Below are 12,570 nucleotides of genomic sequence, written 5' to 3' on the forward strand. Positions count from 1 at the left end.
GAGAGCACCCCGCCAGACGACGTGTTCAAGGAGATGGTGCAGGCGGCTCGCGAGCTGCTCGCCGTTCGCACCCCTCTCGACGCGGAGCTGATGGTCTCCGACATGGTCGGAGCCTGGTGGGGCAGGCGGGTCAGGGGCGGCGACGTGGAGCAGGTGCTCGGGGAGGGGCTGGTCGACTACGCCGCCAAGGCCGGCACTCCGGCCTCGCTGACGCTGCTCATCTGCCTGGCCTATCTCGGCACGGCCCGCCAGGGCGCCAAGGCCGAGGGCGCGGCGCTGGCCATGATGGAGTCGGGGGTGGCCAGGCCGGGCTGGGCCGACCGGGTGGGCGCGGTCAAACCGGCGGGCTGTTACGTCTCCCGCGACGCGTACGGCGACCAGGACACGGTGATCTGCACCTTCGCCTACCGCTGGGACGAGGAGTCGCTGCCCGTCGACCGGCACGCGCTCGTCATGGTGGTCGACTACAACATGAGCGGCATGGCCCGGGACGCCTGGGTGTCCTCGCAGGTCGACAAGCTGCTGGAGCAGGCCAGGGCCGAGGCGGCGGGCAATCCGCTGCTGCTGTTCGAGGAGGTCGAGCCCGAGCAGGCCAGGGCGCTGCTGGAGTCGGCCATGAAGGCCACCAGGGAGCCGAAGACGCCGCCGCCGGTGAGCGACAGCTACAGCGCCTACCACGCCTTCGCCCGCGCCAGGCTCAAGGCGCTGCCGCCCGGGCGCAAGCGGCCGGCGCCGCGGCACACCGAGGCCCCGTACAGCAGGGAGCGGCGGGCCATGCTGGCGGCGGAGTTCCTGGCGTCCGACGCGGCCGAGCACCTGTCCGACCCCTCGGCGGCCTCGCGCTGCGCCGACCACCTCATCGACTACGGCTGCGACCAGGACTTCAACCGTCCGCTGCGGGTCAGCCCGACCAAATGTGAAACGTTCCTGCTCGACTGGCTGCCGCGCAAGGTGATGCTGAGCGTGGCCGAGCAGGAGGCGATGCCACACGTGCTGTCGGCGTGGGTGCGCTTCGCCGCCCACCGCACGGGCCTGCCCGAGCAGGGGCTCAAGGCCACGCTGGACGCGGTGTGGGAGGCGATCGGCAAGTTCCCCGAGGCGTACCGGGACCCGACGTCGTTCGGGATCGACCGGCCGCTGCTGGAACGGCTGCTGCCGGACGGCGACCTGTCGGCGCTGGCCAGGCGGGCCTTCGCGTTCCCTTACCTGCAGGGCGTCCACAACGGGATCGAGCTCGACAAGCTCAACCCCGCCGACGAGGCGGACCGGCGCACGCTGCTCGAGATCGACCACGGTGGAACGATCGACCAGGAGCACCTGGCCTGGCACGAGGAGATCGCCACCCGGATGTGGGACGGCGACCCGCCGCAGCTGTGGGAGGCCGCGCAGCGCCTGCTCGACCTCGGCCACGACCGCCACGACGTGCTCCACGTGCTGATCGAGATCGCCGAGCGGATCGGCGGCGACCCGGACGAGCTGGCGGCGGCGCTGGACGACATCGCCGACATCCCGGACGAGTTCTGAACACGATCCCGCCATGAGCGGTCCGCCATAGAATTTCCTTCTATGGCGATGTACACCCGCTTGGCCGAAGGGCGTTACCGGGCCTCCGAGCACACGCAGGGCCCGTGGGACCCGCGCGCCCAGCACATGGGCCCGGTCACCGCCCTGATCGTCCACGAGCTGGCCGCGACCGCGCCGCGTCCCGGCCTGGAACTGTCCAGGCTCGTGGTGGACGTGTTCGCGCCGGTGCCCGTGGCCGAGCTGGAGATCGCGACCGACGTCACCCGCGACGGCAAACGCGTGCAGTGCCTGTCGGCGAGCGTCTCGTCCGGCGGCCGCGAGTACGCCAGGGCCAGCGCCTGGCGCATCCGGACGGCCGACACACCCGCCTCGCCGGTCCCCGCCCCGCCTGGACCGATCCCGCCGCCCTCTGAGGAGGTCGCCCGCTCGTGGCTCGGCTCGGGCTTCGGGTACGGCCGGGCCCTCGACTGGCGATTCGTCGAGGGCGGCCCCACGGAGCCCGGCCCCGCCAAGGTCTGGGGCCGGTTCACGGTCTCGCTGGTCGAGGGCGAGGAGATCACCCCGATGGAGCGCCTGGCGGCCTTCGCCGACAGCGGCAACGGCGTCAGCGCCGCCCTCGGCTTCGACACGCACGTGTTCGTGAACGTGGACCTGACCATCGCGTTGTTCCGCGCCCCCGAGGGCGAGTGGATCCGCATAGACGCCGCCACGGTCCTCGGCCCGTCCGGCAGGGGCCTGACCCGGTCCACCCTGTACGACGAGACAGGTGAAGTGGGCACGGCGATCCAGACGTTGTTCGTCGCACCGAGATAGGCGCCGATATAGCCTCTACTGCCATGGTGATCGACCTCAACGCCGACCTGGGTGAAGGGTTCGGGGTGTGGCGGCTCGGCGACGACCTCGCCCTGCTCGACATCGTCACGAGCGCCAACGTGGCCTGTGGCTTCCACGCGGGCGACCCCGTGACGATCAGACGCACGTGCGCGGCGGCCGTCGACCGCGGCGTGACGATCGGCGCGCAGGTGTCCTACCGCGACCTGGCGCACTTCGGGCGCAGGGAGATGGACGCCGAGCCTGAGGAGCTGTGCGCCGAGGTGCTCTACCAGCTCGCGGCCCTCGACGGCATCGCCAGGTCCATGGGCGGCCGGGTCTCCTACGTCAAGCCGCACGGCGCGCTCTACAACCGGATCTGCCGCGACGAGGCGCAGGCGGCGGCGGTGATCGACGCGGTGGCCGACTACGACCGCTCTTTGCCGGTGCTCACGCTGCCCGGTTCGGTGGTGCACGCGGTGGCGGCCGCCCAGGGCGTCCCGACCGTGAGCGAGGCGTTCGCCGACCGCGCGTACACCCCCGAGGGGATGCTGGTGTCGCGCAGGGAGCCGGGCGCGGTCATCCACGACCCCGTCGCGGTGGCCACCCGCGCGTGCCAGATGGCCGTGGAACGTTCTGTGACGGCCGTCGACGGCAGCTCCATCCCGATTTCCGCCCGTTCCATCTGCGTCCACGGAGACACGCCCGACGCCGTCCGGCTGGCGCAGGGCGTGCGGGACACGCTGCTGGCGGCCGGAGTGGTCCTGCAGGCGTTCGCGTGATCCGGGCGGCCGGGGAGCACGGGCTGCTCGTGGAGACCGGCTCGCTGGAGCTGTCGCACCGGCTGGACGCGGCGCTGCGGGCCGATCGGCCGGCCGGGGTGGTGGAGATCGTGCCGGGGCCCGAGACGGTGCTCGTGGTGGCTCCTGGGGCGGATCAGGCGCGGTTGCGTACGCTTCTGGCGGACGTCGTCGGCCGCGAGCGGGACAAAACCGGTGCTCCGGCGGCCGAGGGGGAGGTCGTGACGATTCCCGTCGTCTATGACGGCGCGGATCTCGATTCCGTGGCGGCACTGGCCGGGATCTCGGCGGACGAGGTGGTCTCCCGGCACGCGGGGCGGGAGCTGGTGGTGGGGTGGCTGGGGTTCGCTCCGGGGTTCGCCTACCTCACGGGGCTGGATCCGGTGCTGGAGACGCCCAGGCTCGACACGCCGCGCACGTCGGTGCCGGCCGGGTCGGTGGCGGTGGCGGGGCCGTACTCGGCGGTCTATCCGAGCGCCTCGCCGGGCGGGTGGCGGCTGATCGGGCGCACGTCCGTGCGGGTGTGGGACGTGACGGCCGACCCGCCCTCCCTGTTCAGGCCGGGCATGCGCGTGCGGTTCGAGTCCACATGATCGAGGTGCTGGCGGCGGGGCCGTACGCGACCGTCCAGGATCTGGGGCGGCCCGGCCTCGCCCACCTGGGGGTGCCCCGCTCGGGAGCGGCCGACGCGCCGAGCCTGCGGCTGGCCAACAGGCTCGTGGGCAACCCGGAGGGGCTGGCGGGGGTCGAGCTGACGTTCGGGATGGCGCGGCTGCTGTTCCACAACGGGGCGTGGGTGGCGCTGGCGGGCGCGCCCCTGGACAGCGCGGCCGGGATGGGGGCGCCGTTCTGGGTCGCGAAGGGCATGGAGCTGCGGCTGGGCATGCCCGACTGGGGGCTGCGCACCTATGTGGCCGTGCGCGGCGGGATCGCGGTGGAGCCCGTGCTCGGCAGCCGCTCCACCGACTCGCTGTCCGGGCTCGGCCCGGAGCCGCTGCGGGCGGGCACGCTGCTGCCCGTCGGACGGCCCGAAGGCGTGATCTCCGTCGATCTGGCGCCGCCGCCCGGGCCCCGGCCCGCCGTGCTGCGGGTGACGCCGGGGCCGCGTGACGACTGGTTCGCGCCGGACGCGCTGGCCGGGCTGTGCGCGCGGCCGTACACCGTGAGCCAGGACAGCAACCGGGTCGGCGTGCGGTTGAGCGGCGCCGAGCTGGTCAGGGCCAGGCAGGGCGAGCTGCCGAGCGAGGGCATGGTCACCGGGGCGATCCAGGTGCCGCCGAGCGGGCAGCCGATCGTCTTCCTCGCCGACCACCCGCCGACGGGCGGCTACCCGGTGATCGGCGTCGTACGCGAGGCGGACCTGCCGGTCGCCGCCCAGCTGAGGCCGGGCGACGAGGTGCGGTTCACAGTTCGACCTGGCCGGTGACGCAGGTCAGCACGGAGCCGCCCACCCACACGTCCCCCTCGGCGTCGGTGGAGATGTGCACCCGGCCGGAGAAGCCGAGCACCGTGCCCTGGCGGGCCACGTACGGGGCCTTGGCCCGGCCAGAGCGCAGCAGCCACTGGGCCATGGACGCGTTGAGGCTGCCCGTCACCGGGTCCTCGATGGTGGAGCCGTGCGCGTGCGTGAACGCCCGCACCTCGAAGTCGTACGGCGCCCCTTCGGGGTAGGGGCCCGCCACGCCCACGAAGTTGGGGACGAGGCCGGGGCGCAGGGCGAGCACGGACTCCGCGTCCGCGAGCAGCACCGCCACCCAGCCGGGGCCGTTGTCGGCCCACTCGACGGCCACGATGTCGGCGCGCCCGATCCCGAGGGATTCGGCGATCCTCTCGGCCAGCGGCTCCTCCACGGGGCCCGATCTCACGAGGGGCGGCGCGTGGAAGGCCAGCCCGTCGCCGGTCCCGCGCACGCGTACCAGCCCGGCGGCGCACTCCTGGACGATCTCGCCCTCCTGGTGCGGCGCTCCCCCGGCCTCCAGCCAGGCGTGGCAGGTGCCCAGCGTCGGGTGCCCGGCGAAGGGCAGCTCCTTGGACGCGGTGAAGATCCGCACCCGGTAGTCGGCCTCGGGCGTGGTCGGCGGCAGCAGGAAGGTGGTCTCGGCCAGGTTCGTCCAGGTGGCGAACCGCTGCATCTCCTCGGTCGTCAGCCCCTGGCCGTCGAGCACGACCGCGAGCGCGTTCCCGTGGTACGGGGTGGTGGTGAAGACGTCAACCTCGGTGAAAGGGCGCAACATACTTCGGAGTCTCGCAGACAGGTCTTTTCCCGTTAACACGCCACCAGCAGACTGTACGGTGTGGCGGACTTTGATGTTGTGGTCCTGGGTTCCGGGCCAGGTGGGCAGAAGGCCGCGATCGCGGCGGCGAAGCTCGGCAAGCGCGTCGCGGTGGTCGAGAAACGACACATGCTCGGCGGCGTGTGCATCAACACGGGAACGATCCCCTCCAAGACCCTGCGGGAGGCCGTCCTCTATCTCACAGGGCTCAACCAGCGGGAGCTGTACGGCGCGAGCTACCGCGTCAAGGACGAGATCACGGTCACCGACCTCGGGATGCGCACCCAGCACGTGATCGGCCGCGAGATCCAGGTGATCCGCAGCCAGCTCGCCCGCAACCATGTGACGGTGCTGCAGGGCACCGGCCGGTTCCTGGACGCGCACACGATCGGCATCACGCACGAGGAGGGCAAGTCCGAGGAGACGAAGATCACCGCTGAGAAGGTCGTGATCGCCACCGGCACCTCGCCCGCGCGTCCCGGCAGCGTCGAGTTCGACGACAGGACGATCATCGACTCCGACGCGATCCTGCACCTCGACCGCATCCCCGAGACCCTCGTCGTGGTGGGGGCCGGGGTCATCGGCATCGAGTACGCCTCCATGTTCGCCGCGCTCGGCACCAAGGTGACGGTGATCGAGCGGCGCGAGCGCATGCTGGAGTTCTGCGACCTGGAGATCGTGGAGGCGCTGAAGTACCACCTGCGCGACCTGGCCGTGACGTTCCGCTTCGGGGAGAACGTGGCCGCCGTCGAGCGCCGCCCCGGCGGCGCGCTGACCCTGCTGGAGAGCGGCAAGAAGATCCCGGCCGACTGCGTCATGTACTCGGCCGGGCGGCAGGGCAAGACCACCGAGCTGTGCCTGGAGGCCGCCGGCCTGGCCGCCGACGCCCGCGGCCGCATCTCGGTGGACTCCAACTACGCCACCGAGGTGCCGCACATCTACGCCGTGGGCGACGTGATCGGCTTCCCCGCGCTGGCGGCCACCTCCATGGAGCAGGGGCGGGTGGCCGCGCAGCACGCGTGCGGTGAGCCGGTCGAGGACGCCCGCGAGCTGCCGCCCATCGGGATCTACACCATTCCCGAGATCAGCTTCGTCGGCCGGTCGGAGGACGAGCTGACCCGGGACAAGGTGCCGTTCGAGGTGGGCATCTCGCGGTACCGGGAGCTGGCCAGGGGCCAGATCATCGGCGACTCGTACGGGATGCTCAAGCTCCTCGTCTCCCCCGAGGACCGGCGGCTGCTCGGAGTCCACGTGTTCGGCACGGGGGCGACGGAGCTCGTGCACATCGGGCAGACGGTCATGGGGTGCGGCGGGACGATCGACTACCTGGTCAACGCCGTGTTCAACTATCCGACGCTGGCCGAGTCGTACAAGGTGGCCGCGCTGGACGCGATGAACAAGATGCGGGTGGTCGCCCGCCTCACCGCCGGCATGTGATCACGACAGCGTCCACTTCTGGTTGGCGGCGCCCGTGCAGGTCCAGATCTGCAGCCGGGCGCCGTCGGCGCTGGAGTTGCCGGTGACGTCGGCGCACTTGTTCGCGGCGGGGTTCACCAGGTCCCGGCCCGAGGTGTAGGTCCACTGCTGGTTGGCGGCGCCCGAACACGACCAGAGCTGGAGCTTGCTGCCGTCGGCGGTGCCGCGGTCGACCACGTCGAGGCACTTGCCGAGCGCACGCAGCGTGCCGTCGCCCGGCCGGGTCCACTGCTGGGCGGCGCTGCCGTTGCAGGTGTAGAGCTGCACGGCGGCGCCGTCGGCGCCGCTGCCGCCGGCCACGTCGACGCACTTGCCGGCCAGGCCGGTGATCGTGCCGCCGGGGCTGCCGCCCGGCGTGCCCGACCAGGTGAAGGTCGCGGTGGTACGGGCGGGCAGCGTGTAGACGAACGACTGGTTGCCCCAGTTGACCCTGACCGACTGGGCCGAGGTGCCGCCGTTGTGGGCGATCAGGGCCTTGGAGCCGTCGGGGTTGCGCCAGGCGACGTTCTGCACCGTGGAGTTGGCGGTCGAGTCGATCCGGTACGCCCCAGGTCTGACGAACTTGGTGAGGTGGCCGGTCGTGTAGTACTCGATCGTGTAGTCCACCTGGCCGGCGCGCGAGCCGCCCTCCTGGACCGTGATCAGGCCGGTGCAGACGTCGCAGCCGCCGTTGTGCGGGCCCATGGACTGGTTGAGCGCCAGGCTCCACTTGACCACGCTGCGGCTCCAGTTACGGGTGTAATTGACGATGTCGGCCATGTCCTCGTTGTGCTGGTTGCCGATCCAGGTGCCGCCGGAGTGCTCGGTGCTGAACTGGGGCACCGACGGATACTGGGCGTGCACCTGCGAGCCGACCGCCGGGTCGCCGAAGTAGCCGTGCCAGGCGATGCCGCCGAACAGCGGGTCGTTCCGCAGCGTCGCGTCGGCCAGGATGGGGCCGCCGATCTGGCCGTAGTCACCGTAGTTCCAGTCGTGGACGAGCACCTTCGTGTTGATGCCGGCGGCCCGGAAGGCCGGGTACACGAAGTTCTTGGTCAGCTCGGTCAGGCCGGAGGCGTTCCAGCTCATGCCGGGGTAGTTCATGGCGGTCGGGTTGGACGCCTGGCAGCAGTTGGGCTCGTTCTGGACCGAGATGTAGTTCACCGGGACCCCGGCGGCCTGGTAGCTCTGGATGTACTTGACGAAGTACTGGGCGTACGTGCTGTAGTACTCCCACTTCAGCCAGCCCATCTGGTCCATCCGGCCGTTGTCCTTCATCCAGCCGGGCGCGCTCCACGGCACGGCCTTGACCCGCAGCTCCGGGTTGAGCTGCTTGGCCTGGACGGTCAGCAGGCGGACGTTGGTGTCGTAGCCGTTGGCGCCGAAGTCGTTCAGGTCGCAGCAGGTGTCGTCGAGCGAGACCATGCCGGGGCGCGAGAGGTCGGAGGCGCCGATCGGGTTGCGGACGAACGACAGGCCGATCCCGTCCGTGGGCGAGAACAGCTTGCGCATGGCCGCGTCCCGCGTGGCCGCGCTGACGGGGCCGCCGCGCAGCAGGTACGCGGTCGTGTCGGTGATCGACGCGCCGGCGCCCTCGAACTGCTGGTACGTGGTGCCCTCGTTGACGGTGATCGTCTGGTTGGCGCTGCCGCCGGCGGGGCCGAAGGCGATGGGGGTCTGCTGCGCGAGGCCGCGGGTGACGTTCCGGCCTCCGGCGTCCGAGGTGGTGGTGAGCCAGACGTTCACCGTCTCGCCGGCGGCGTACGCCGGGACGGGCACGGCCAGCGCTAAGACGATCGCGCAGGCGAGCGTGAGTATTCGGGACACGGCTCTGCTTCCCTTCCGGGCTGGGGGGTGACGCCCATGTAACAAATGAAACAATAAAGAAACTTTCTCTTAGGTCAGCATGAGTGAAGAGCCGAGTCAAGCGATGAAACAAATGAAACAGGATCAGACCTGTCCGGTGGAGCCGCGGACGATCAGCTCGGTTTCGAGCGAGACGTGCAGCGCCTCCACGGTGTGGCGGCTCAGCAGCCGCATCAGCAACGTGACCGCCATCCGGCCCATCTCCTGCAGGGGCTGGCGCACCGTGGTGAGGGCGGGCGAGGTGGCCCTGCTGACGTCGATGTCGTCGAAACCGGCCACCGACAGGTCGCCGGGGACGCTCAGCCCGCGCTCGGCCGCCGCCCACAGCGCCCCGACGGCCATCTTGTCGTTGAACGCCACCAGCGCCGTCGGCCGCCGCGGCAGGTCGAGCAGCTCGCAGGCCGCCAGGTAGCCGTACTCGGTGCTCGGCTCCGGCACGCTGCGCAGCAGCTCGGGCTCGGGCAGCACCCCGGCGTCCGCCAGCGAGGCCGTGTAACCGGCCAGCCTGGCCTCGCTCGGCAGCCACTCCACCGGCCCGCCGATGATCCCGACCCGGCGGTGGCCCAGCCCGACGACGTGCGCCATCAGCTTGCGCCCGCCCGCGAAGTGAGCGGCCGACACCGCCGCGATGTCCCTGGGGGGCGGGGTCCTCGGGTCGACCACCACGAAGGGGAAGCCGCTGTCGCGCAGGCGTACCAGCTCCTCGCCCGGCTCCGGCGGCAGGATGAGGATCGCGCCCGCCACGCCCTGCCGGTCGGGGAGCCCGCCGAGCACCGGGGCGTCCTGGGCGGCCTCGCCCGCGCCGAGGATCATCTGCCTGCCGTGCAGCTCGATCGTCTCCCCCACCGAGGACACGATGAGCCCGAAATAGTCGGTCAGCACGTACGGGCAGCGCACGTAGACGGCGCCGGCCGACGGGTCGGGGACCGCGCGCGGCTTCGGCGCCTGGTCGCCGAGGCGGCCGACGGCGCGCAGCACCAGCTCACGGGTGTGCGGGGCGACGTTGGCCTGGCCGTTGAGCACGCGGGAGACGGTGGCGATGGACAGCCCCGTCTCCGCGGCGACGTCACGCACCGTCGCGCGCACCCTGCCGGACCTGGCCGCCATCCACGCCCCTCGCTCGCCCTGCCCGCCAGGATAGCCGGGCTCACCGCTGGGCCGAGGTGGCCACCTCCCACGTACGGAGGTAGGACTCGGCGCCGGCCGCCATGTCCCGGACGATCTCGTCGCCGCCGATGATCCGCATGTCCTCGATCCAGTCGGGCACCAGGCCGTAGTTGGCGACGCCGTCCGTGTTGACGTCCCACACCCGCTGGCCGGTGCGCAGCCGGTCCAGGAGCACGCTGCCGTCGTACGACCTGAACGGGTACGTCACCCCGTCGGCGCCGCCCCGCGGGGCCGGGAGCCTGCCCATGCCGTTGACGTCGAGCCCGTAGCCGTAGCCGGCGACCTGGTGCGCCTGCCTGATGGGCTTGGTACGGGCCCACTCGGCGACGAAGTGCTCGGCGTCGTGGCCGTACTGCGTGATCATGCCGCCGAGGGCGTAGACCCGGTCGAAGTAGAGCGGGTCGGCCCAGCTGTGTGAGGAGATCACGCCCGGGTAGCGGGCGGCTTCGAGCAGGTCGAGCGTCCGGTCCGCGGCCTTCACGCTCATGTGGTCGATCTCGATCAGCATGCCGCGCCGGATCATGCCCTGGACCATGTACTCGCCCAGCGCGGTCAGGCCCCTGGTGTTGCAGTGCGGGGCGGGGGGATAGACCGGCAGCGAGACGCCCGGCGGCAGCAGGCCCGCGATCGGGTCGGGCAGGACGCCGCCCGGGTCGATCGGGTTGTCGTGCTCGGGGGTCGTACACGTGCGGGCCTGCCAGAAGGAGCCGGTGCCGAGGAAGTTGCCGAGGTTGACGATCGCGCCCTGGGTGCCGGAGTCGAACCGCACGCCGCACAGGGCGTTGTCGTACTTGTGGCAGACGAACATGCTGCGTACGCCCAGCGCGTACATCTCGTCCAGGCCGCGGTCGATCTGCGCCCTGGTGCACTGGGGGATGCCCAGGATCTGGCGGCAGCCGAACGGCTCGGAGGTCTCGATCCCCAGGACCACGGCCAGCTTGCCGTCCTGGACGACCTGCCTGGCCTCGGCCGGATCGTCCACGATCCGGAACCAGCCCCTGCCCGGCCCGCCGTTCTCGGCGTCGATGTGGTCCTGCAGCTCCCTCGCCCGCTGGGCCTGGAGTCTGATGGTGGTCATCTCGTCGCACGAGTTCTTCTTCAGGGGGTAGATCGCGCACAGCTGGCGGTTGGCCACCAGGTCGTTCACCAGGATCCGCAGGCCGCCCCGCCAGGCGCGCTCGACCCAGGTGTAGTACGCCTGCTGGTGGGTCAGCGAGTCGTACGCGGGCCAGTCCCTGAACGTGGGCCAGCCGACGGGGTCGTGGGTGCCGGTGACGGTGCCCCTGCGGGTGAAGTTCTCGAACCAGGCCAGCTCGCCGTTGGGGTAGTGGTCGGGGCAGTCGGCCAGCGCCGCGGCGATGCCGTCCGGGTCGTACGGCTTGCCGCACATGAGCCGGCCGCCGAACGCCTCGTAGGAGAAGAGGTGGCTGTGTGCGTCGATGAAACCGCTGACCTGGGCTGCCTTGGTGGGCTCGGCGGTGGCTGCGGCCTGGGGGATTACCAGGGTGGTGGTGAGGAGGAGCACGAGGACGATCAACCGGTGGGCTGAGCGGCGCGGCATGGGGCACCTCACGGGGCTGGGAGTACCGGGGGCTCGCCCACCAGCATCCGCCGCGTCCACGGGGCCAACAAGGCCCAAACATGAGCCCATCTCACATGCCCACGGGGTCCCTCGGCCCGCCCCGTGTGACGCGAGGGCCCTCGGGTGCGGCTCGGGCACGCCGAGGGGGCTTCCAGGCGCGTTGGCGGGGGCCCGCGAGGGGCGCGGGCGGGCGCCTCCTGAGGGCGGCAGGCGGGCGCGGCGCGAAGACGTCGACTCCCAACCGCGCGGCGACGGGCGCGCTGAGGTGGGCGCGCTGAGGTGGGCGCTCAACCCGGCGCCGGGTCGGCGAGACGTGGTGCGGCGGAGCTCGGCGCCACGCGGTCGGCGGCCGGGCACCCTGCGCACCGGCGCGCAGGGGACGGCGGGGCGGGTCAGTCGGTGGTTGGGCGGCGGGTGCGGGACGGGGGTTTCTTGCGGCCGGCCACCAGCGTGTCGCCGGGCACCGGGGCCGGGTCCGCCGCGCGGCTCGCTTCCCCGCCCTTGGCGCGCGGCCGCGGGTGAGGCGCCGTGTCCTCCGAGGCCGAGGCCGAGTCGGCCGCGTCCTCCGGCTCGGCATCGGGAGCCGGTGATTTGTCGGGTTCGCGGAGCGAGGCGATGACGCGGTCCGCTTCCGTGTCGGCCGCGAACTCGTTCGCCGCCTCCGACTCCCTCCGCCTGATCACCACCATGTGGTCCACCGACACCCGCCCGGCGCCCACCACCGCGAGCAGGAGGGAGGCCGCGCCGAGGAGGATGAGCTCGTTCAGGCTGATGGGGTTGAGCGGCGGGGCCACCACGAAGACCCCCAGCGCCTCGGCGAAGAGGATCAGCCCGGTGGCCGAGACGGCCAGGCCGGCGATCAGCAGCGCGCCGCCGATGAGCTCGGTGAGCATGGTGACCGTGGCCCAGGCGCCGGGCGCGGGGGCACCCTGTTGGAGGAACTTCGCTCCGGTGGCCTTCAGCCCGTCTTCCAGCTTGGTCCAGCCGTTCGCGAAGAAGATGCCGCCCACGCCGACGCGGGCGACTAAAGCAGCAAGATCACGGAGGGCCTGTTTCACGGTAGTTGTCTGCCCTGAACGGGACATGGCACACC

General features: G+C 71.8%; 11 protein-coding genes. 6 read left to right on the forward strand and 5 right to left on the reverse strand.

The features are described 5' to 3' along the window. Window positions 1-33: 33 nt before the first annotated feature. From ABZS69_RS20345 to ABZS69_RS20365, 5 genes are read left to right on the forward strand one after another with little or no spacing between them, the layout of a single operon-like run. Entirely contained in the window at window positions 34-1,524 is a 1,491-nt protein-coding gene (locus ABZS69_RS20345) for a hypothetical protein (RefSeq protein ID WP_355374929.1), read from the forward strand. A gap of 42 nt (window positions 1,525-1,566) precedes the next feature. After that, window positions 1,567-2,337, forward strand: coding sequence for a thioesterase family protein (locus ABZS69_RS20350; RefSeq protein ID WP_355374401.1), 771 nt, complete (start codon window positions 1,567-1,569; stop codon window positions 2,335-2,337). Between the two features lie 23 nt (window positions 2,338-2,360). Next, complete coding sequence (locus tag ABZS69_RS20355; RefSeq protein WP_355374403.1) at window positions 2,361-3,116, forward strand: 5-oxoprolinase subunit PxpA; 756 nt, start codon at window positions 2,361-2,363, stop codon at window positions 3,114-3,116. Beyond that, entirely contained in the window at window positions 3,113-3,727 is a 615-nt protein-coding gene (locus tag ABZS69_RS20360; protein ID WP_355374406.1) for an allophanate hydrolase subunit 1, read from the forward strand. The genes ABZS69_RS20355 and ABZS69_RS20360 overlap by 4 nt, the downstream gene beginning before the upstream one ends. Beyond that, window positions 3,724-4,560, forward strand: a complete 837-nt coding sequence (locus ABZS69_RS20365; RefSeq protein ID WP_355374409.1) for a biotin-dependent carboxyltransferase family protein — start codon at window positions 3,724-3,726, stop codon at window positions 4,558-4,560. Before ABZS69_RS20360 ends, ABZS69_RS20365 begins: the two co-directional genes overlap by 4 nt. Here the strand turns inward: ABZS69_RS20365 and ABZS69_RS20370 are convergent. After that, on the reverse strand, window positions 4,538-5,368 hold the full coding sequence (locus ABZS69_RS20370; RefSeq protein ID WP_355374412.1) for a PhzF family phenazine biosynthesis protein: 831 nt from the start codon (window positions 5,366-5,368) through the stop codon (window positions 4,538-4,540). The two genes, ABZS69_RS20365 and ABZS69_RS20370, sit on opposite strands and share 23 nt — an antisense overlap. Window positions 5,369-5,428: 60 nt before the next feature. Between ABZS69_RS20370 and sthA the strand changes: the two genes are divergently transcribed. Next, entirely contained in the window at window positions 5,429-6,844 is a 1,416-nt protein-coding gene (sthA, locus tag ABZS69_RS20375; RefSeq protein ID WP_355374415.1) for a Si-specific NAD(P)(+) transhydrogenase, read from the forward strand. Here sthA and ABZS69_RS20380 read toward each other — a convergent pair whose 3' ends face one another. From ABZS69_RS20380 to ABZS69_RS20395, 4 genes are all read right to left on the reverse strand, one after another. Continuing rightward, window positions 6,845-8,689, reverse strand: coding sequence for a ricin-type beta-trefoil lectin domain protein (locus ABZS69_RS20380; protein ID WP_355374418.1), 1,845 nt, complete (start codon window positions 8,687-8,689; stop codon window positions 6,845-6,847). Window positions 8,690-8,812: 123 nt separating this feature from the next. After that, on the reverse strand, window positions 8,813-9,835 hold the full coding sequence (locus ABZS69_RS20385; RefSeq protein WP_355374421.1) for a LacI family DNA-binding transcriptional regulator: 1,023 nt from the start codon (window positions 9,833-9,835) through the stop codon (window positions 8,813-8,815). 40 nt (window positions 9,836-9,875) lie between these two features. Then, window positions 9,876-11,456, reverse strand: a complete 1,581-nt coding sequence (locus ABZS69_RS20390; RefSeq protein WP_355374424.1) for a Coagulation factor 5/8 type domain-containing protein — start codon at window positions 11,454-11,456, stop codon at window positions 9,876-9,878. 413 nt (window positions 11,457-11,869) lie between these two features. Beyond that, window positions 11,870-12,562 carry a DoxX family protein gene (locus ABZS69_RS20395; RefSeq protein ID WP_355374427.1) on the reverse strand — a complete coding sequence of 231 codons (693 nt, stop codon included), beginning with the start codon at window positions 12,560-12,562 and terminating at the stop codon, window positions 11,870-11,872. Window positions 12,563-12,570 lie beyond the last annotated feature (8 nt).

Source organism: Nonomuraea sp. NPDC005650 (genome assembly GCF_040605375.1).
Taxonomy (GTDB): domain Bacteria; phylum Actinomycetota; class Actinomycetes; order Streptosporangiales; family Streptosporangiaceae; genus Nonomuraea.

Bases quoted from the DNA above. Each gene is read 5' to 3' on its own strand.
- ABZS69_RS20385 (WP_355374421.1), bottom strand. From the start codon at position 9,835: ATGGCGGCCAGGTCCGGCAGGGTGCGCGCGACGGTGCGTGACGTCGCC.
- ABZS69_RS20395 (WP_355374427.1), bottom strand. From the start codon at position 12,562: ATGTCCCGTTCAGGGCAGACAACTACCGTGAAACAGGCCCTCCGTGAT.
- ABZS69_RS20370 (WP_355374412.1), bottom strand. From the start codon at position 5,368: ATGTTGCGCCCTTTCACCGAGGTTGACGTCTTCACCACCACCCCGTAC.
- ABZS69_RS20390 (WP_355374424.1), bottom strand. From the start codon at position 11,456: ATGCCGCGCCGCTCAGCCCACCGGTTGATCGTCCTCGTGCTCCTCCTC.
- ABZS69_RS20345 (WP_355374929.1), top strand. From the start codon at position 34: ATGGTGCAGGCGGCTCGCGAGCTGCTCGCCGTTCGCACCCCTCTCGAC.
- ABZS69_RS20365 (WP_355374409.1), top strand. From the start codon at position 3,724: ATGATCGAGGTGCTGGCGGCGGGGCCGTACGCGACCGTCCAGGATCTG.
- ABZS69_RS20355 (WP_355374403.1), top strand. From the start codon at position 2,361: ATGGTGATCGACCTCAACGCCGACCTGGGTGAAGGGTTCGGGGTGTGG.
- ABZS69_RS20350 (WP_355374401.1), top strand. From the start codon at position 1,567: ATGGCGATGTACACCCGCTTGGCCGAAGGGCGTTACCGGGCCTCCGAG.